Origin of the sequence: Paraburkholderia aromaticivorans (genome assembly GCF_002278075.1) — a bacterium.
In the GTDB taxonomy this organism is placed as follows: Bacteria; Pseudomonadota; Gammaproteobacteria; order Burkholderiales; family Burkholderiaceae; genus Paraburkholderia; species Paraburkholderia aromaticivorans.
Map to the genome: position 1 here is coordinate 1,527,703 of NZ_CP022989.1, position 19,832 is coordinate 1,547,534.

Sequence of the window (19,832 nt, forward strand, 5' to 3'; positions counted from 1 at the left end):
CGCGGGCAACCATGCGCAAGCACGAGCCCAGACCGCGCAAGCGCGAGCCGCCAACGCGTAACCGCAATTCACGAATGCACGCCCGCCGGCCCGCTCAGCCTTGCAGCCGCCGGCACACCTTCGGGACGCCCCGCTCGAGACAGCCCCGTCAGCGCTTCTTGCGCAGCTCTAGCGCAACCGCGAAGCGAACAACGCGCCCGCGATTAATGCCACGCCGCCGACAATCGCAATCGTCTGCCAAGGATTTTCATGCACGTAGTCGTCGGCATCGGAGATCGCGACTTCGGCGCGTTCGCGCACGGCATCGCGCGTGTCGTTCAAACGCGCGCGCGCGACTTCGAGCTGCTTGCGAAGCTTGCCGCGCAGCGCCACCGCATCGGCCTGGGTGCCGTCGGCCAGCGTGGATTCAAGTTCCGACATTAGCGTGCGCAGTTCGCCTGCGATATCTTCGGCCGCGTGGCGGCTATGGCGAGCGATACGCCGCGCACGGCGGCTAGTACTGGTCCAGGATTCGCCGAGGGCGTCTCGCGTATTCGGAAGTGCAGTCATGGTCGCTCCGTCGATGAAGTAAAAGGGTCCCCGCGCGTTGCCGCAAAGAGCAGATACACGATCAGACGCGGGAAACATCCCGAGAACGCAACTTTGGTGCCAAACCCGACAGGCCCTGCGGGGCCTTGCCGCAGGCGCTCATTCGTCAGCAGATATTGCACCGGCTGGCGCATTTGCGGGTCAAATTTACAACGCGTGCATCCATGTCGTCGCTTCACGGCAAACGTGCCGACGAACGCCGTTACGCGTGCCTGAAAATAAAAACGCCGCCATTGAATACATGACGGCGTTGTCCAAGCCACGAAAATTCGACTACCCTAACTCAACGGCCCTAATTTTCCGAAGCGTTAGAAACGGTAACCGATGTTGACGTAGGTAACGATCGGGTTCAGTTTGATCTTCGTTTCTGATTGCACGTTCAGCGTGCCGACCGGCGTGTTCGCGGCAGTGCTCAGCTTCGCGGTGGTGCTGAGCGGCAGGTACGAGACTGAAAAGCCCGCGAACCAGTGCTGGTCGAAGGCGTAAGTGAAGCCGGCATTAAACACCGGCTCCCACGAACTATCCGTAGTGACGCTGGTCGGACCATGCAGAACGTTTGCCTGGAAGGCGCTGTTGGTGATCTTTTCGTCGGTGAACCAGATGCGGCTCACGCCGATGCCGAGATACGGGCGGAAAGCGGCGGTCGGCGCATTGAAGTAGTACTTGAACAGCAGAGTCGGGCTCCACTGTTTCGCCTGGCCCAGCTTGCCGAATTGTGCGAGGCTGCCCGAGCCCTCGAGGTCGAATGAAGGCGGGTAACCGACCACGAGTTCGGCCGCAATGTGGTCAGTAACGAAGTAGCCGGCAGTGATGCCGATGGTGTCGGCGGAACTGAGCGATGCGCCCGTGTTGGCTTCTGTGATATTGGTCGGGCTGCCGCCAATGCTCGTCACCTTCAACGGTTCGCTATTCGATTGAGGTGCAAGATGGAACCAGCCCGTTGTGACGTAAAAGCTTCCGGCCGATTGCGCGTGAGCTGCCGTTGTCATGCAGGCTAGCGCCGCGATCCCCGTTACGGCCTGTTTTAATTTCATATGTGCTCCTCCAAAAAAGGCCCGCTCATTATGACGAGAACGTTTGAAACAAACCATACGCGGCGGTTAGAGCTTTCTCCCTAAGCTCCGCGCGGTTTCTGGCTCTGCCGCGCCGCGCCGAACCTTGCGCGGATGCGGTTCTTCGGACCTTCGGGTATGTACCAACGCGACTATTGGATACTCCAGCATGGCACGGCTTGCACGTCTCTATGTCCCTGACCAGCCGCAGCACGTCATCCTCCGCGGGCTCGATCAGCAGCCCGCATTCGTCGACGACCAGGACTACGAGCTTTTCATCGATTGTCTGAAAGCGGCTTCACGCGACCATCACCTGTCCATCCACGCGTATGCGTTGATGCCCGGCGCGGTGCAACTACTCGTCACGCCGACCGAGGAGTCGAGTCTGCCGAAGGCGATGCAGGCGGTCGGTCGCCGCTACGTGGCGCACTTTAACAGGCGCTACGCGCGCCGAGGCACGTTGTGGGAGGGGCGCTACAGGGCGACAGTGATCGAAGGCGAGCGCTACTTCCTGCTGGCGAGCCGCGTCGTCGAGATGTGTCCGGTGCGCGCCGGCCTCGTGGGCGCGCCGGAAGATTACCGCTGGTCGAGCTACCGCCATCACATCGGCCTCACGCTCGACAGCCTGATCACCGATCACCCGCTGTACTGGTCGCTCGGCAATACGCCGTTCGAACGGCAGCGCGCGTACCGGGAACTATGCGAGCAGCCGCTCGACGAACGCGAAGCCAGCCAGCTTCAGCAAGCCACCCTGAAAGGCTGGGTTCTGGGCAGCGACACGTACCGCGAATGGGCGGCGCGGGCCGCCAACCGGCGTGTCTCGCCGCTGCCGCGGGGGCGCCCGCGCAAGGTGCGCGAAACGCCGCAGCAGCAATAAAACGTTTCGCATCAAAGGGCTGCATCGAAACGGCATCTTCGCATGCCGTTTTCTTTTGCACGGTTTTGATATGGCACCAATAAAAACTGGCTGCAATGCACCAACTTGATAATTGGGGTTCAATCATCACGTTTTATTTGCTATTCCATTGATTCGTCGCGTATATTCCGAATTCCGGCGCTTTTTGACACGCGTAGCATCGAGCGTTGAGCGCGCCGTCGCGGTCGCGAACGCGGTTGTAAATCGCACTGCGGCAATAGAAAAACGGTTTAACGGCCTGTCCGGCCCCTCACAGACGGTGTCCCCATGAACGACCACCAGCAACCGCTCCACCCGGTTCCCGCCGCGCAAGGTCTGTACGACCCGCAAAACGAGCATGACGCCTGCGGCGTCGGCTTTGTCGCTCACATCAAGGGCAAGAAAAGCCACGAGATCATCGAGCAGGGCCTGAAGATTCTCGAGAACCTCGATCACCGGGGCGCCGTCGGCGCCGATCCGCTGATGGGCGACGGCGCGGGCATCCTGATCCAGATCCCGGACGGCTTCTATCGCGAGGAAATGGCGAAGCAGGGCGTGGTGCTGCCGCCGCACGGCGAATACGGCGTCGGCATGGTCTTCCTGCCGAAGGAACACGCATCGCGTCTCGCCTGTGAACAGGAGCTGGAGCGCACGGTGAAGGCCGAAGGCCAGGTCGTGCTGGGCTGGCGCGACGTGCCGGTCGACCACACCATGCCGATTTCGCCCACCGTCAAGGCGAGCGAGCCGCTGATCCGCCAGATCTTCATCGGCCGCGGCAAGGACATCATGGTGACCGACGCGCTCGAGCGGAAGCTGTACGTGATCCGCAAGACCGCAAGCCACCGCATCCAGGCGCTCAAGCTCAAGCACGGCAAGGAATACTTCGTGCCGTCCATGTCGGCGCGCACGATCGTCTACAAAGGCCTGCTGCTGGCCGGCCAGGTCGGCGTGTACTACCGCGACCTGCAGGACGAGCGCACGGTATCGGCCCTCGCGCTGGTGCATCAACGCTTCTCGACCAACACGTTTCCGGCGTGGGAACTGGCTCACCCGTACCGCATGATCGCCCACAACGGCGAAATCAACACGGTCAAGGGCAACGTCAACTGGCTCAACGCCCGTACCGGCGCGATCGCGAGCCACGTGCTCGGCGACGATCTGCCCAAGCTCTGGCCGCTGATCTATCCGGGCCAATCGGACACCGCCTCGTTCGACAACTGTCTCGAACTGCTGGTGATGGCCGGCTACCCCCTCGTCCACGCAATGATGATGATGATCCCGGAAGCCTGGGAACAGCACACGCTGATGGACGACAACCGCCGCGCGTTTTACGAATACCACGCCGCGATGATGGAGCCGTGGGACGGCCCCGCTGCAATCGCCTTCACCGACGGCCGGCAGATCGGCGCGACGCTCGACCGTAACGGCCTGCGTCCGGCGCGCTACATCGTCACGGACGACGACCTCGTCATCATGGCGTCGGAAGCCGGCACGCTGCCTATCCCTGAGTCGAAGATCGTCAAGAAATGGCGTCTGCAGCCGGGCAAGATGTTCCTGATCGACATGGAACACGGCCGCATCATCGACGACAAGGAACTGAAGGACAACCTCGCGAACGCCAAGCCGTACAAGAGCTGGATCGACGCCGTGCGCATCAAGCTCGACGAAATCGAGGCGAAGGCCGAAGACGTCGCCACGGAACGCCGCGAGGCCGCCGCGCTGCTGGATCGTCAGCAGGCGTTCGGCTATACGCAGGAAGACCTCAAGTTCCTGATGGCGCCGATGGCGCAAGCCGGCGAAGAAGCAGTCGGCTCGATGGGCAACGACTCGCCGCTGGCCGTCATGTCCAACAAGAACAAGACGCTCTACCACTACTTCAAGCAGCTGTTCGCGCAAGTGACGAACCCGCCGATCGATCCGATCCGCGAAAACATGGTGATGTCGCTGGTGTCGTTCGTCGGTCCGAAGCCGAACCTGCTGGACACGAACAACATCAACCCGCCGATGCGTCTCGAAGTGTCGCAGCCGGTGCTCGACTTCAAGGACATCGCGAAGATCCGCGAAATCGATCAGTACACGGGCGGCAAGTTCAGCTCCTATGAACTGAACATCTGCTATCCGGTGGCGTGGGGCAAGGAAGGTATCGAAGCGCGCCTCGCTTCGCTGTGCGCGGAAGCCGTCGATGCGGTCAAGTCCGGCTACAACATGCTGATCGTGTCGGACCGCAAGACCGACCGCGACAACGTGGCGATTCCGGCGCTGCTGGCCACCGCTGCGATCCATACGCACCTCGTGCAGCAAGGTCTGCGCACGAGCACGGGTCTGGTCGTCGAAACCGGCTCGGCGCGTGAAACGCACCACTTCGCGCTGCTCGCGGGCTACGGCGCGGAAGCCGTGCACCCGTACCTCGCAATGGAAACGCTCGGCCAGCTCGCCGCCGGCCTGAAGGGCGACCTGTCGCCGGAAAAGGCGGTCTACAACTTCACCAAGGCTGTGGGCAAGGGCCTGATGAAGGTCATGTCGAAGATGGGCATTTCGACCTACATGTCGTACACCGGCGCGCAGATTTTCGAAGCGGTCGGTCTGGCTGAAGACCTGGTGGTGAAATACTTCAAGGGCACTTCGTCGAAGGTGGGCGGCATCGGTCTGTTCGACGTGGCGGAAGAAGCGATCCGTCTGCACCGCGAAGCGTTCGGCGACAACCCGATTCTCGCCAACATGCTCGACGCAGGCGGCGAATACGCATACCGCGTGCGCGGCGAAGAACACATGTGGACGCCGGACGCGATCGCCAAGCTGCAACACTCGGCGCGCAGCAACTCGTACCAGACGTACAAGGAATACGCGCATCTGATCAACGATCAGACCAAGCGCCACATGACGTTCCGCGGCCTGTTCGAATTCAAGTTCGATCCGACCAAGGCCATCCCGCTCGACGAAGTCGAACCGGCGAAGGAAATCGTCAAGCGTTTCGCCACCGGTGCAATGTCGCTGGGCTCGATCAGCACGGAAGCTCACGCCACGCTGGCAATCGCCATGAACCGTATCGGCGGCAAGTCGAACACGGGCGAAGGCGGCGAGGACGTGAACCGCTACCGCAACGAATTGCGCGGCATTCCGATCAAGAACGGCGACACGATGAAGTCCGTGATCGGCGACGAAGTGATCGTGGACATTCCGCTGAAGGCGGGCGATTCGCTGCGCTCGAAGATCAAGCAGGTGGCGTCGGGCCGTTTCGGCGTGACGGCGGAATACCTCGCGTCCGCTGATCAGATCCAGATCAAGATGGCGCAGGGCGCGAAGCCGGGCGAAGGCGGTCAGCTGCCGGGCCACAAGGTGTCGGAATACATCGGCAAGCTGCGTTACTCGGTGCCGGGCGTCGGCCTGATTTCGCCGCCCCCGCACCACGACATCTACTCGATCGAAGATCTGGCGCAGCTGATTCACGATCTGAAGAACGCCAACTCGGCGGCCAGCGTCTCGGTGAAGCTGGTGTCCGAATCGGGCGTCGGCACGGTTGCCGCAGGTGTGGCCAAGGCCAAGGCCGATCACGTCGTGATCGCCGGTCATGATGGCGGCACGGGCGCGTCGCCGCTGTCGTCGGTGAAGCACGCCGGCACGCCGTGGGAACTGGGCCTGGCCGAAACGCAGCAAACGCTGGTGCTGAACCAGTTGCGCGGCCGTATCCGCGTGCAGGCCGACGGTCAGATGAAGACCGGCCGCGACGTCGTGATCGGCGCGCTGCTCGGCGCGGACGAGTTCGGTTTCGCGACGGCGCCGCTCGTCGTCGAAGGCTGCATCATGATGCGCAAGTGCCATCTGAACACCTGCCCGGTCGGCGTCGCGACGCAAGATCCGGTGCTGCGTGCGAAGTTCCAGGGCCAGCCGGAACACGTCGTGAACTTCTTCTTCTTCGTTGCAGAAGAAGCGCGCGAAATCATGGCGCAACTGGGCATTCGCAAGTTCGAAGACCTGGTCGGCCACGCCGAACTGCTCGATACGAAGAAGGGCATCGAACACTGGAAGGCGAAGGGTCTCGACTTTTCGCGCGTGTTCTATCAGCCGCAAGTCTCGGCGGAAGTGGCGCGCAAGCATGTCGACGTGCAGGACCATGGTCTGGACAAGGCACTCGACCACACGCTGATCGAAAAGGCGAAGGCGGCGATCGAGAAGGGCGAGCACGTCTCGTTCATCCAGCCGGTGCGTAACGTGAACCGTACGGTCGGCGCGATGCTGTCCGGCACGATCGCGAAGAAGTACGGCCACGACGGCCTGCCCGACGACACGATTCACATCCAGTTGAAGGGCACCGCGGGTCAGAGCTTCGGCGCGTTCCTCGCGAAGGGCATCACGCTGGATCTGGTCGGCGACGGCAACGACTACGTCGGCAAGGGTCTGTCGGGCGGGCGCATCATCATCCGTCCGACCAACGATTTCCGCGGCAAGTCGGAAGAGAACATCATCTGCGGCAATACGGTGATGTACGGCGCGATCGAAGGCGAGTCGTTCTTCCGCGGCGTGGCAGGCGAGCGTTTCTGCGTGCGTAACTCCGGCGCGACGGCGGTTGTCGAAGGCACGGGCGATCACGGTTGCGAATACATGACGGGCGGCACGGTGGTCGTGCTCGGTGAAACGGGCCGTAATTTCGCGGCCGGCATGTCGGGCGGCGTCGCTTACGTGTTCGATCCGGACAACACGTTCGCAGGCAAGTGCAATAAGTCGATGGTCGCGCTCGATCCGGTCTTGCAACAGGCCGAACAGGAGCGCACGGTCGACAAGGGCCTGTGGCACACCGGCACGACCGACGAAGCGCTGCTCAAGGGACTCATCGAGCGTCACTTCCAGTTCACGGGTTCGCCGCGGGCCAAGGCGCTGCTCGAAAACTGGGACGCGTCGCGCCGTCAGTTCGTGAAGGTGTTCCCGACCGAATACAAGCGCGCGCTGGGCGAAATGGCTGCGAAGAAGGCGAACAAGGAAGTGCTCGCCGCCTGATCCGCAACGCCATTCATCAGCAGGACGTCACCTTTAGCCGTACCCGCCGCGTGCGACCGATCCACGGTGCCGCGCGGCGGGTCCAGATCACCCCTAGATACAGATAGAGAAGAGAACCACATGGGCAAGGCAACCGGTTTTCTCGAGTTCGAACGCCGCCACGAGGCGTACGAAGCTCCGCTCACGCGTGTGAAGCACTACAAGGAATTCGTCGCCGCACTGACCGACGACGAAGCGAAGATTCAAGGCGCACGTTGCATGGACTGCGGCATTCCGTTCTGCAACAACGGCTGCCCGGTGAACAACATCATCCCGGACTTCAACGACCTGGTGTTCCATCAGGACTGGAAGAACGCGATTGAAGTGCTGCACTCCACGAACAACTTCCCCGAGTTCACGGGCCGCATCTGCCCGGCACCGTGCGAAGCGGCGTGCACGCTCGGCATCAACAACGACCCGGTCGGCATCAAGTCGATCGAACACGCGATCATCGACAAGGCATGGACCGAAGGCTGGGTCGCGCCGCTGCCGCCGAAGCACAAGACCGGCAAGAAGGTCGCCGTGGTCGGATCCGGCCCCGCCGGTTTGGCTGTCGCGCAGCAACTCGCGCGCGCGGGGCACGATGTCACTGTGTTCGAGAAGAACGATCGCATCGGCGGCTTGCTGCGTTACGGCATTCCCGACTTCAAGTTGGAGAAGTGGCTGATCGATCGCCGCATGCGCCAGATGGAAGCCGAAGGCGTGACGTTCCGCGCCAACGTATTCATCGGCAAACCGGATTCGCTGCCGGCGCATATCGGCAACACGGCGAAGGAAACCATCACGCCGGATCAGTTGAAGGAAGAGTTCGACGCGGTGGTGATCGCGGGCGGTTCGGAAACGCCGCGCGATCTGCCGGTGCCGGGCCGCGAGCTGGAAGGCATCCACTACGCGATGGAATTCCTGCCGCAACAGAACAAGGTCAATGCCGGCGACAAGGTCGCGAACCAGTTGCTCGCGAAGGGCAAGCATGTGGTCGTGATCGGCGGCGGCGATACGGGTTCGGACTGCGTGGGCACGTCGAATCGTCATGGCGCGAAGAGCGTCACGCAATTCGAACTGCTGCCGCAACCGCCGGAAGAAGAGAACAAGCCGCTCGTGTGGCCGTACTGGCCGATCAAGCTGCGCACGTCATCGTCGCATGATGAAGGCTGCTCGCGTGATTGGGCGGTCGCGACCAAGCGCCTCGAAGGAAAGAACGGCAAGGTCGAGAAGCTGATTGCCGCGCGCGTCGAATGGAAGGACGGCAAGATGCAGGAAGTGCCGGGTTCCGAATTCGAAATGAAGGCCGATCTGGTGCTGCTCGCAATGGGCTTCACGCAACCGGTGTCGCCGGTGCTCGAAGCGTTCGGCGTCGACAAGGATGCGCGTGGCAATGTGCGTTCGTCGACCGAGGGCGATAAGGCGTATTACACGTCGGTGGACAAGGTGTTCACCGCGGGCGACATGCGTCGCGGTCAGTCGCTGGTGGTGTGGGCGATTCGCGAAGGCCGCCAGTGCGCGCGTTCTGTCGACGCGTTCCTGATGGGGCATTCGGAACTGCCGCGCTAAACGTCTCCGGTCGGTTTTGGCGCTTTGGCGCGAAGGCCGACCACTGCTTGCAGGAAGAGGTGGAGACGACAATGTGCCGCGTCAGCGGCGCAACGAGCGGTGAAAAACAAAGCCGGGCACCTGAGAGGGTGACCCGGCTTTTTCATTTCGGCGTGCGGCGGCGCTACGCGCGTGACTTGCCATATCGCGCCAACGTCAGTCCATCCAGATCGATCTCCGGCCTGCGGTGCGTGATCAGATCCGCGACCACCCGCCCCGAACCCATCGACATCGCCCAGCCTGTCGAACCGTGCCCGAGGTTCAGCCACAGTTTCTCCACGCCGGACGGACCGAGCAGCGGCGCGCCATCGGGCGTCATCGGACGGCGGCCTACCCAGAAATGCGCGGACGTGGGAGTGGCGGCGTGCGGGAACCAGTCGCTGAGCACTTTCATCAGTGTTTGCAGGGCCTGTTCGCGCAAGGTGGTCCGGCGATTGCCGAGTTCGGCGGTGCCGGCCACCCGCAGGTTATTGCCGAAGCGCGTGATCGCCGTTTTCAGCGATTCGTCCATCAACGCGGCGCGCGGCGCTTTCTCTTCATCGGTGACGGGGAGCGTCGCCGAATAGCCTTTCACCGGATAGAGCGGCACCGTCACGCCGAGCCGCGCGAGCAGCGCGGCGCTGTCGACGCCCAGCGCCACCACCACGGCATCCGCATGCAACATCTCCGCGCCGCGCTCGCTTTCGATACGCACCGCGCGCACGGCACCGCCTTGTACATCGAGCGACGTGACGCGCGTGTCGAAACGGAAGCGCACGTCGTGGCGTTCGCAGATCGCGCGCAGTTCGCGGGTGAAGCGGGCGCAATCGCCGGCTTCGTCGTCGGGCAGATAGAGGCCCGCGAGCGGCGCCTGACGCGCCCACCGCAAGCCCGGCTCGATCTCGACGCACTGCGCCGCACTGACTTCCCGATGCGCGATACCGGCATCGCGCAGCACGGCGAGCGCCGGCTGCGCGAGCTCGACGTCGTACTCGCTACGGAACAACTGCAGATAGCCCTGGCTGCGGCCGTAGTCGAACGGATGGCGGCTGCGGAATTCGTGCAGACACTCACGGCTGTAGTAAGCAATGCGCTGCATGCGCTGCTTGTTGACGCGAAACCGTTCGAGGTCGCATTCATGCAGCCAGCGGGCGATCCAGCGCCACTGGGCCGGATCGAAGCTCGGGCGGAAGATCAGCGGCGAGGCCGGCTTGAACAGGTACTTGAGGATCTTCATGGGCATACCGGGCGCGGCCCAGGGCGTCACGTAGCCCGGCGCGATCACGCCCGCGTTACCGAAACTGGTGGACAGCGCGACATCCGGCTCGCGCTCGATCACGGTCACTTCGCAGCCCTGCTGGCGCAGGTAAAAAGCGGTGGCGACGCCGATCACGCCGCCGCCCAGAACAATCGTTTTCATGTGTGTGGACGGCGAGTTCAGGCGGCAGGGCGGGCGGCCCCGAGCACCTTGCCCTTGGTCTCAGGCAGACACAGCGCGGCGACGATCACGAGCAGATAGCCCGAGCCCGCCACGATGCCCATCGCCTTCACCAGCGTCATGGTCTGCGACAGTGTCCCGACCAGAATCGGAAAGAACGAGCCGAGTCCGCGCCCGAGGTTGTAGCAGAAGCCTTGTCCCGAACCGCGTATCGCGTTCGGATAAAGCTCCGACAGATAGGCGCCCACACCCGCGAAAATCCCTTGCACCACGATGCCGAGCGGAAAGCCGAGCGCGAGCATCATGCCGTCGGTGATCGGCAGCATGGTATAGACCATGCCGAGCACGAACGAGCCGATGGCGAACAGCACGAACGACGCGCGCCGGCCAATCCTGTCGCACAGAATCGCGCCGACGATGTACCCGGTGAACGAACCGACGATCAGCACGATCAGATAGCCGCTCGTGTTGAACACCGACAGATGGCGCACGGTCTTCAAATACGTTGGCAGCCAGGTGGTGATCGCGTAATAGCCGCCGAGCATGCCGGTGCACAGCGCGCTGCCGAGCAGGGTGGTTTTGAGGTGAACAGCCGAGAAGATCTGCAGGAAATGCGAGCTGTCGAAACCACGCTCGCGGGCCCGGCGTGTTTCGAGAAAGATATCCGGATCGCTCACGTTGCGGCGAATGTAGATGATCCACGCCGCGGGCAGCAGGCCGATCCAGAAGCAGGCGCGCCATGCGTACTGCTCCGGCAGCAGTGCGAAAAACGCCCAGTAAATGATTGCGGCGGCCGCCCAGCCGACCGACCAGCTGCTCTGCACGGTGCCCACGGCTTTCGCGCGATGCTGAGGCGAGCGAATGGTTTCGGCCATCATGATCGTCACGACCGACCATTCTCCACCGAAGCCGATGCCCTGCAGCGTGCGCGTGGCGAGCAGTTGCCAGAACGAATGGGTAAAGCCGGACAGAAAGGTGAAGAGCGCAAAGGTGGCGATGGTCCATTGCAGCACGCGGATGCGGCCGTAGCGATCGGCGAGAATGCCGGCGAGCCAGCCGCCCACTGCCGACGAGATCAGCGAACTGGTGGCGATCATGCCGGCTTCGCTCTTGGTCATGCCCCAGGTCGCGATCAGCGTCGGAATGAGGAAGGAGTAAATCATGAAGTCGAAGGCATCGACTGCGTAGCCGCCGAAGCCGGCATACAGGGTGCGGCGTTCGCGCTGGGTCAGTTCGGTGAACCATTGGAGAGAAGGCATTTTTGTTGTGGTCTCCGGGACTTGTCGGCCAGCCGTGGGGTCGAGGGTGGGGTACTCGTATTCTACGGGGCTGCGGCATCGTGGGGCCAGCTGCGGTCAAAAATGGCTCCCATTCCTTACCAACTACTACCGTGTAACCAAAAAAATATCGAGCATGGTTAAACTGCGTCCGCAACGTCCATCCTGCGACTTGCCTTCTCCGCCCCCCTTACCTCCGCGCCAGCCACGCCTAATGCCCGCTACCGCAAAAATCTGCTCGCCGTCCCGTCGCTCCGCGAGCACGTTTGCGCGGACAAGCCAGCTACCGGCCGGGAAGGCCGCGGCATCGCGCCGAAGCTTTCTGAAGCGCTCCGCCGGCGTCCTGCTGATCTCCGGCATGGGCGGCTCGCTGCTGTCCGCGTGCGGCGGCGGCAACCTCAGTGATGATTCGCCAGCAACGCCGCGCCTTGCGTCGGTCGACAATTTCCGCGACGTCGCGGGAGCGGCGCCGTATCCGACCGTCGACGGCAGACAGATGCGCCGTGGCGTGTTTTATCGCGCGAACGCGTTGACGCTCGACACCGCCGACCACGCCGCGATCGACCGGTTGGGGATTGCATCGGTCTACGATCTGCGCACGCCGGAGGAAAGCGCGCGCACCGCCGATAGCCTGCCGGGCGGCGCGACGACCCGGACGCTCAACGTACTGGGCACGGCCGACTTCGTCGTGCCGGCTGTCGACACGGCGGCAGCCGCGGTCGCGTTCATGGAGACGCAGGCGCGCGGGTACGTGACCGGCGCCGCCCAGCGCGCCGCTTACGGTGCGTTACTGACGAGTCTGGCCGACGGTCCCGGCGCGCAACTGTTTCACTCCAGCGCGGGCAAGGATCGCGCGGGCTGGATCGCGGCGCTCCTGCTCAGCATTGCGAACGTGCCGCTCGACGTCATCATGCAGGACTACCTGTTGAGCAACGTCTATCTGGCGCTGTGGATCAAGGCGCAAACCGATACGTTGCGCCAGCAGGGCGGCGACGCGGCCGCTTCGGTCCACGCGCCGTTGTTGAGTGTTCAGGAAAATTATCTGCAGGCCGGGTTCGATCAGGTGAAGGCGAGCTACGGAACGATGGCGAGCTATCTGACGCAAGGCCTCGGTATCTCGCAGGCGACGATCAACACCTTGCATAGCCGCCTCGTGGTCTGAACCATAAGGGCCGTGTGCTCAGTTCACTACGGGCAAAAAAAATCCGCCCCAAATGACAGGGCGGACAGAGAAGGGCGGCATCGAGGTTGCCGGGAGCGACTATAAAGCCGCCGCGCCTGTAGAAGCCCATTCAGTAAGGGCGCGTAAGCGCGCGTGCCCGATGCCGTTCAACCGCGCTCAGGTCAGCGCCGCCGCCATGGGAAATTCGATCCGCACTTCCAGACCGCTCTGCGCGTGATTGCGCACATGACACCGCCCGCCGCGATCGTGCGCGAGCCGCGCGACAATCGCGAGGCCGAGGCCGCAATGGCCCTCGCCGCCGCGCGCGGCGTCGAGCCGCACGAAGGGTTTCATGGCGGCGGCGATGCGGTCGTCGGGAATGCCGGGGCCGTGGTCGCGCACGCTGATTACCCAATGGCCGTCATGGCGACCGGTGCCGATATCGACGGGTGGCGCGCCGTGTTCGAGCGCGTTATCGACCAGGTTCGTGACCAGCCGGTCGAGCAGCGTGCGTGGTAGCGTGAACGAGGCACCGGCGCGCAGATCGAGCGTGAAGAGCGGCGTGTCGGTGCTGTCGCCGGCGGAGAATTGTTCCCGCAGGAAGTCGTCGACTTCGACTGGCGGCCCGGCTTCGGCGGACTGGCCCGCGAATTCGAGAAACTGCTGGACGATGTTGGTCAGCGAATCGACATCGCGGATCAAGCCGGCGCGCTCGCTTTCCGCCACCAGGACGCTCGCGCGCAGCTTGAGCCGTGTGAGCGGCGCTTTCAGATCGTGCGCGACGCCGGCCAGCATCACCGCCTGGTCGTCGCCGGCTTCGTTCAGGCGTCGCATCATGTCGTTGAACGAGCCGATCAGATCGCGCAGTTCGCGCGGGCCTTGCACCGTCACGGGTTGGGGACGGCCGCCCGAGCCGAACGCTCGCGCGGCGTCGGCGACGCGCGAGAGCGGCCGTTGCATCTGCCAGGCGACGAACACGGAGAGGATCAGCGCGGCGAGCAGCATCGAGATCGATTCGACGAGAAAACGCGGGCGCGGCGGCACGTCGACCGGCACGACGACCCAGTTGGACTTGCCGGGAAAGAGCACCCATAACTGCGGCGGGTGCAGGTCGTCCACGGCGATTCGCGTGCCTGGCGGCAGGTTCTCGCGCAGATGCCGGCTCAGTTCGACCAGCGGATGATTGGTGGGCTCGCGCAGATGCACGCTCGCCGGCATGTTCCAGGTGGGCACCAGATGCACGCGCATGGCGGGTGCGAGCGCGGCGCCTTTCATCGGTTCGCCGTTGACGGCCTGCAGCACCAGCAGAATGCCGCGCGCGAAGCCGTCCATTTCGTGGCGCGGCGGCTGCATCACGACCAGCACGAACCAGCCGGCCTGAATCGCGAACAATACCGCTGCGGAGAGTAATGCCATCCTGCCGAACAGCGTGTTCAGCGGGTTCTTCATGCGCTTGAAGCGGCCTCGTCGGCGAAGGGCGTGCCGTCGGCGTCGGGCACGAACACATACCCCTTGCCGCGCACCGTCTGCACGTAGCAGGGATTCGACGGATCGTCCTCGATCACGCGGCGCAGGCGCCAGATCGGCACGTCGAGACTGCGGTCGCGGAAAGCGAGATTGTCGCGATGCACGAGATCGTGAATCAGCACGCGCGAAAGCACCTTGTACGGATTGTTGACGAAGATCTTCAGGAGCGCGAATTCGCTGTCGCGCAGCGGCAGCTTCGAATCGTCCCGGCATAGCGACCGGGTCGCGAAGTCGAGTTCGAACGGGCCGAAGCGATACGGCTTGCGGGCTTCCGGCGCGCTCGTGGTGGACGGCCCGCGCCGGCGCAGCACCGTGTGGATGCGCGCGAGCAATTCGCGTGGATCGAACGGCTTGGTCAGGTAGTCGTCCGCGCCGAGCGAAAGCCCGACGATGCGGTCGGCCACCGTGCCGCGCGCCGTCACGAAGATCACCGGAATATCGTCGCCGGCGGCGCGCAGCGCGGTGAGCGCGCGCAGGCCGTCGGTGTTCGGCATCATGATGTCGAGCACGACGACCGACGGCCGTTCACGTTCGAGCCGGCGCTGGAGATGAGTGCCGTCGTGCAGCACGGACGCGTCGAAGCCGTTCGATTGCAGAAACTTGCAAAGCAGATCGCGTACGACCGGATCGTCGTCGACGATAAGGACCTGTGGATTCATGGCGAAATTTTAGACTGGCGCGTGCGGCGCGCGTCCGACTCTTTTCTTACCAATGCTTACGTCACGCCGCGCCGCACTGGGCGGCTCCCTTGTCTGGCCCGCCACGCAAGGCTCACGGCATAGTTCAGCGGCGCCGGATCCGTCCTCCTGTGCCGCAGCGCCGCCACTCGTTTCGCGCCGCCAGCCCTCCTCCGGGAAAGAATTTGCGCGTATTTGAAAGCGGCCGCAACGGCGCGCAACGGCTCGTAAGAACCGCCGGAAAGCGCGCTTTCCTTCATGCATCGGCGCTGCGTGGACGGCGAGATGATTCGTCGTGCAGTACGTTGCGCCGCATGCTGAAAACAGCCTAACGCCTTGGGCCCACGGCAGGCGGCGTGAAATCGAAACCTAGCGCCACGCGAGGCTCATCATGACCGTTCCCAGCAATCTCTCTTCCACCCGCTTTTCTTCTCTGGCGCCGACGCAGCCGGCGGAAAGGCCCTCAGCCGCCAACAACCCGAGCGCCGCCGCGCAGACACGCGGGGCGGCCGGCCAGGCGCAGCCGTCGCTGCCGACCGGGCTTGTCGGTCATCACGTCAATACGACCGCCTGACGTACCGAGGCCCACGTGTCGACCCCAAGAATCCTTCATCGCTTCATGCGTGTTGCCGCGTGGTTGACGCTCGGCGCGGCGCTGCTGCCCCTCGGTGGCTGCGGCGTCGCCGCGCTGCCGTGCCGGCTGACTTCGGCCACGCTGAAAATCATCCCGGTCGTCGGCCATGCCGCGGCCTCGCCGTTCGACATGTGTTCATCCGCCATCGACTGAATCATGACCCTCAAACGGATTGCCTGCGCGCTGGCTTTACTGGGCGGCGTGTTCTCGCTGACTGCCGCGGCGCAGCCGCCCGTGCGCGAAGCGAGTGCGGCGAGTGCCGCATCGAAAGAGCCTGCCGCCGATGCGCGGCGGCGTTCGCAGGACGCGCCGTTCGCGTTCCGCGGCGTGGCGCTCGGCATCACGCTCGACGAATTCCGCGCGGGCTCGAGCGTGCGGGCCACGCCGCTCGGCAGCGTGCCGGTCTGCGAGACGGACGTGCAGGCGGGCGCGCTCGGCATGCGGCTGAAGTCGCATGACAGCCTGACGGTGGCATGCCGTTGGGCGCATCGCGGGGACAACGGCTGGGCGGTGTCGCAAGCGGTGGTCGACGGTGCGCCCGCGGTGGAGCACGTGCTGCGCTTCGCGCGGGTGGACGGGCAAAGCGCGCTGCGTCTGTACGAGATTTCATTCGTGATCGACGAGGTCACCGCCGACGACTTGCGCGACGCGCTCGCGGACCGATACGGGCCGCCGCGTCTCGCCACGCAAACCGTCCCGGCGTCGGGCGCGATGCCCACGTATGTCTGGGAAAACGCGGTGAGTTCGATCACGTTGTGCTTTCTGCCGGGCACGCGCAACGGCACGCTCACCTACTTGCTGAAGGGCTCGGATGCATGGGTGAAGTCGGTCGTGCGCCAATGGCAGGCGAGCGGGGCGGAGGCAGGTTGATGAGCGGCGCCCACTGCGACATTCATGGCGGCATGGAGGGCGGCCGCGAGGACCGTTTCGAACCCGGCCGGCCTGGCCTAGGAGCATGCATGACTGCGCTACGTTTGACTGTCGCGCTCGGCGCCGCGATCGGCCTCGCGGCTTGCGCGAGCCAGCAAAACTCGATCGTCGATACGCCGATGGCGCCGCCGCTCGCCTCGGCGCCGCTGAACGTCAACACGCAAGGCGCGATCTATCAGGCCGGCAGCCCGCTGCTGTTGTACGAAACGCCGCGCGCCCAACATATCGGCGACGTGCTGACGATCCGTCTCGCGGAATCGTATAGCGGCAACAACAGCGCGACCGCGGCGGCGAGCCGTTCGAGCAGCATTACCGCCGACGCCGCCGACCATTCCACCAACGCTGCCGCGCGGCTTGCGCGGCTCTTCAACATCGGCTCGGCGAGCACCGACTACAAGGGGCAGGGCAGTCTCACCGATGTGAGCGGCATGAGCGGCACGCTGGCCGTCACCGTGATCGGCACGATGTCGACCGGCAACCTCGTGGTGTCGGGCGAAAAAGTCATTGCGATGAGCGGTAACCGCGACCGGCTGCGCCTATCGGGCATCGTCAATCCTAAGGATATCGAAGCGGGCAATTACGTGGCGTCGAGCAAGGTCGCCAACGCGCGAATCGAACAGGCCGGCGTGGGGATGGTTTCCGACGCCACGACAATGGGCTGGCTGCAGAGAATGTTCTTGAGCGTGCTGACGTTCTGAGCCGTCGCCGCGTTTGATCCCGGGATGGTCGAGGTGCGCGTTCCATTGCACCTCGCACCTCGCGTCCCACGTCAGGCAGGCGGCGCGGCGCGTTCGGCCGCGCCGATTTCACCGTCCGGCACGAACACGTAGCCGCGTCCCCACACGGTTTGCACGTAGCGCGGCTCGGACGGATCGACTTCGATCAGCCGGCGCAAACGCCAGATCGAGACATCCAGGCTGCGATTGCGATGCATGTCGCTGTGGCCGTGCAGTTTCTCCAGCAACTGCGCGCGCGTGAGCACGGTCATCGCGTGGGTGACGAATATCTTGAGCATGGCGAATTCGCTCGAACGCAATGCAATGCGCTCGCCTTCGCGGCGCAATTCGCGCGCCGGGAAATTCACTTCGAAACGGCCGAAGCGATACGGTGCGCGCTGCTCCGGCGCGCTCGGTGCAATCGCGCCGCGACGGCGCAGCACGGTGCGAATCCGCGCGACCAGTTCGCTCGGTTCGAAGGGTTTGCCGAGATAGTCGTCCGCGCCGAGTTCGAGGCCGATCACACGGTCGATCGGATCGGCGCGCGCGGTCAGCAGAATCACGGGAATGTCGTCGCCGGCTACGCGCAAGGCGCGCAACGCGCTGATGCCGTCGAGCTGCGGCATCATGATGTCGAGCACGATCAAGGCGGGCCGGTCGTCCTGCAGTTTTCGCTGCAGCGCGAGGCCGTGTTCGAGCATGTCAACCTTGAAGCCGCGCCCTTGCAGATAGCTGCCGACGAGCTCGCGCACGACTGGGTCGTCGTCGACGACCAGAATGGATGGGTTCATTCAGGTCATCTTAGAGAACCACATGAGCCGAGCAAAGCGCGTCAGGCTTTCGAACCCTTTCCCGTGTAAGAGAAAGCAAGCGGTCCGCGCGCCTAGTTCGCCTGCGAAGTCTGAATGGTCTGCGGCCGCTCGCGCGCGAGGTCGGATCGATCCACGACCATTCGCTGGACCAGGCCATTGAGTTTGGTCGATGCCGAAGAGAAGCGGTCGGTGTTCAGGCCGCCGGTCTGATAGCGGGCCGTGACGAGAATCCGGCCGTTCTGAATCAGCGTCAGATCGATGATCGACAGATACTGGATCGTCTCGTCACTGAACGAGCGGCGTCCGTAATCGATCGCGGCGTTGTAGACGAGGCGCGCCTCGCAACCGGCGGGCGAGGTGCCCGGATTGTAGACGTCCGAACGAATCCCGCGCCGCTCGAGCGCGAGCTGCAGCGCCGGCACGAAATCGCCGACCGACACGTTCTGATTCACTTCGACGCAGACGTGGCGCACGTCCGCCGGGCGGCCGTTGACGAACGTCGGCGACGAGTAGTTTGCCGCGATCGCGTAGCCCGCCTGAATCACCGAACCGGTGGCGTCGGCGGCCTGAATCAGCGTCCATGCGCAGCCGTTCAGGCCGACCGCCAGCGTGGCGGAGACGGCGAGCCACGCGCACGGCCGCCGCATCCTCACCCACGCGGCCCGTGGGACTCGCGTGACGGCGTCGGCGGGTATGCTCGGCATGAAGGTCATGAGGCGCTGCCTGGCGGCGGTCGGTGAATTCCGTAAATGACAGCGAACGACGGCGATCGGGTCCACGCTCAGCGCGTGACGCGCAGGCGCAATTCGTTCTGCCCTTGCACGCTTGCGGTGACACTGACGCGCCGCGCGGCGGTGGTCACGATGAAATGCTGGCGCGTCGGTGTATTGATGTCGTGCACGACGTTCGGGAAACAGGCGGCGATATCGGCGCCGAATTCTTCGAGCGGATCGGAGACGACACCGTCGGCTTGCCAGTGCGCGCGCCAGTGGCAATCGTACGCATGCGAGTTGGCGCGGCAGTCGTCGGCGCTTTCCGTGCCCGGCAATTGCGCGGCGCTTTGGGTCGGCAACTGCCGGAAATCGGTGGCATCGACGATGTGTTTGAGCGCGGGGCAAACGTCGGCGGGCTCGTTAGCGAGGTTGGCCTGGTTCGCTTGGGCCGCGTGTGCGGCGCTCGCGACAAGCAGCGCGCCCAAAGCAAGCGCGAGACGCTGGGTCAAAGGATGGGAGCGGCGATCGAATGACATGTCGGGAATCCAGTAGCGGTGAATGACGTGGGGCGGGACGTGGCACGGCCCGCACGACTATCGTCGCCGCCGGAGGTCATTTTCAAAGCGCGGAACAGCCTGCCCGCTTCGCAAATGCTTCCGAACTCTTCTCGCGTGTTTCGGGATGTTGCCAGGTCTTGCCTGGCGCCGCCGGGGGTTGGCGGCTGGCGCGCCGCATGTCGGCTTGGTTGCGGGCGCGGCGTTGCGGCCGAGGTATCGACGCGGAGCCGCAGATGTCACTCGTTCCGCTTGCG

Annotated in this window: 17 protein-coding genes; 8 read left to right on the forward strand and 9 right to left on the reverse strand. The window is 64.1% G+C overall.

Annotation, left to right across the window (positions count from 1 at the left end; all coding sequences use genetic code 11):
• Window positions 1-168: 168 nt before the first annotated feature.
• Both CJU94_RS06960 and CJU94_RS06965 read right to left on the reverse strand, forming a co-directional pair.
• Window positions 169-549: an ElaB/YgaM/YqjD family protein gene (locus tag CJU94_RS06960; protein WP_095418065.1), complete on the reverse strand. Its 381-nt coding sequence runs from the start codon at window positions 547-549 to the stop codon at window positions 169-171.
• Between the two features lie 347 nt (window positions 550-896).
• Window positions 897-1,622: an OmpW/AlkL family protein gene (locus tag CJU94_RS06965; RefSeq protein ID WP_095418066.1), complete on the reverse strand. Its 726-nt coding sequence runs from the start codon at window positions 1,620-1,622 to the stop codon at window positions 897-899.
• A 187-nt stretch (window positions 1,623-1,809) separates the two neighbouring features.
• Here CJU94_RS06965 and CJU94_RS06970 point away from each other — a divergent pair, with 187 nt between their 5' ends.
• The 3 genes from CJU94_RS06970 to CJU94_RS06980 all read left to right on the forward strand — a co-directional run bounded on the left by CJU94_RS06970 (window position 1,810) and on the right by CJU94_RS06980 (window position 9,117).
• Window positions 1,810-2,517: a transposase gene (locus CJU94_RS06970; protein WP_095418067.1), complete on the forward strand. Its 708-nt coding sequence runs from the start codon at window positions 1,810-1,812 to the stop codon at window positions 2,515-2,517.
• A gap of 306 nt (window positions 2,518-2,823) precedes the next feature.
• A complete protein-coding gene (locus CJU94_RS06975) occupies window positions 2,824-7,527 on the forward strand; it encodes a glutamate synthase-related protein (RefSeq protein ID WP_095418068.1) in 4,704 nt (1,567 codons plus the stop codon).
• 120 nt (window positions 7,528-7,647) lie between these two features.
• The gene (locus tag CJU94_RS06980; RefSeq protein ID WP_095418069.1) at window positions 7,648-9,117 is read left to right on the forward strand and encodes a glutamate synthase subunit beta; all 1,470 of its coding nucleotides are present in this window, start codon (window positions 7,648-7,650) and stop codon (window positions 9,115-9,117) included.
• A 163-nt stretch (window positions 9,118-9,280) separates the two neighbouring features.
• Here the strand turns inward: CJU94_RS06980 and CJU94_RS06985 are convergent, their stop codons facing one another.
• Together CJU94_RS06985 and CJU94_RS06990 are read right to left on the reverse strand one after the other, a co-directional pair.
• Window positions 9,281-10,555: a D-amino acid dehydrogenase gene (locus CJU94_RS06985; RefSeq protein WP_095418070.1), complete on the reverse strand. Its 1,275-nt coding sequence runs from the start codon at window positions 10,553-10,555 to the stop codon at window positions 9,281-9,283.
• A gap of 17 nt (window positions 10,556-10,572) precedes the next feature.
• Window positions 10,573-11,832: an MFS transporter gene (locus tag CJU94_RS06990; RefSeq protein WP_095418071.1), complete on the reverse strand. Its 1,260-nt coding sequence runs from the start codon at window positions 11,830-11,832 to the stop codon at window positions 10,573-10,575.
• A gap of 232 nt (window positions 11,833-12,064) precedes the next feature.
• On the opposite strand from CJU94_RS06990, the gene CJU94_RS06995 reads away from it, so the two are divergent.
• Complete coding sequence (locus tag CJU94_RS06995) at window positions 12,065-13,012, forward strand: tyrosine-protein phosphatase (RefSeq protein ID WP_095418072.1); 948 nt, start codon at window positions 12,065-12,067, stop codon at window positions 13,010-13,012.
• 177 nt (window positions 13,013-13,189) lie between these two features.
• Here CJU94_RS06995 and CJU94_RS07000 read toward each other — a convergent pair whose 3' ends face one another.
• Together CJU94_RS07000 and CJU94_RS07005 are read right to left on the reverse strand one after the other, a co-directional pair.
• Entirely contained in the window at window positions 13,190-14,461 is a 1,272-nt protein-coding gene (locus CJU94_RS07000) for an ATP-binding protein (RefSeq protein ID WP_095418073.1), read from the reverse strand.
• Window positions 14,458-15,198: a response regulator gene (locus CJU94_RS07005; RefSeq protein WP_095418074.1), complete on the reverse strand. Its 741-nt coding sequence runs from the start codon at window positions 15,196-15,198 to the stop codon at window positions 14,458-14,460. The genes CJU94_RS07000 and CJU94_RS07005 overlap by 4 nt, the downstream gene beginning before the upstream one ends.
• Before the next feature lie 409 nt (window positions 15,199-15,607).
• Between CJU94_RS07005 and CJU94_RS07010 the strand changes: the two genes are divergently transcribed.
• From CJU94_RS07010 to CJU94_RS07020, 4 genes are all read left to right on the forward strand, one after another.
• The gene (locus CJU94_RS07010) at window positions 15,608-15,790 is read left to right on the forward strand and encodes a hypothetical protein (protein ID WP_095418075.1); all 183 of its coding nucleotides are present in this window, start codon (window positions 15,608-15,610) and stop codon (window positions 15,788-15,790) included.
• 45 nt (window positions 15,791-15,835) lie between these two features.
• Window positions 15,836-16,003, forward strand: a complete 168-nt coding sequence (locus CJU94_RS40780; RefSeq protein ID WP_341868369.1) for a DUF6726 family protein — start codon at window positions 15,836-15,838, stop codon at window positions 16,001-16,003.
• Between the two features lie 3 nt (window positions 16,004-16,006).
• Window positions 16,007-16,720: a hypothetical protein gene (locus tag CJU94_RS07015; RefSeq protein WP_095418076.1), complete on the forward strand. Its 714-nt coding sequence runs from the start codon at window positions 16,007-16,009 to the stop codon at window positions 16,718-16,720.
• A gap of 89 nt (window positions 16,721-16,809) precedes the next feature.
• Window positions 16,810-17,478 (forward strand): flagellar basal body L-ring protein FlgH, encoded by a 669-nt coding sequence (locus CJU94_RS07020; RefSeq protein ID WP_095420244.1) that lies wholly within the window; start codon window positions 16,810-16,812, stop codon window positions 17,476-17,478.
• A gap of 71 nt (window positions 17,479-17,549) precedes the next feature.
• On the opposite strand, the gene CJU94_RS07025 is transcribed toward CJU94_RS07020, so the two are convergent.
• The 3 genes from CJU94_RS07025 to CJU94_RS07035 all read right to left on the reverse strand — a co-directional run bounded on the left by CJU94_RS07025 (window position 17,550) and on the right by CJU94_RS07035 (window position 19,557).
• Window positions 17,550-18,287 carry a response regulator gene (locus CJU94_RS07025; protein WP_095418077.1) on the reverse strand — a complete coding sequence of 246 codons (738 nt, stop codon included), beginning with the start codon at window positions 18,285-18,287 and terminating at the stop codon, window positions 17,550-17,552.
• A 92-nt stretch (window positions 18,288-18,379) separates the two neighbouring features.
• Entirely contained in the window at window positions 18,380-19,021 is a 642-nt protein-coding gene (locus CJU94_RS07030; protein WP_095418078.1) for a hypothetical protein, read from the reverse strand.
• 68 nt (window positions 19,022-19,089) lie between these two features.
• Entirely contained in the window at window positions 19,090-19,557 is a 468-nt protein-coding gene (locus CJU94_RS07035; RefSeq protein ID WP_095418079.1) for a hypothetical protein, read from the reverse strand.
• Window positions 19,558-19,832 lie beyond the last annotated feature (275 nt).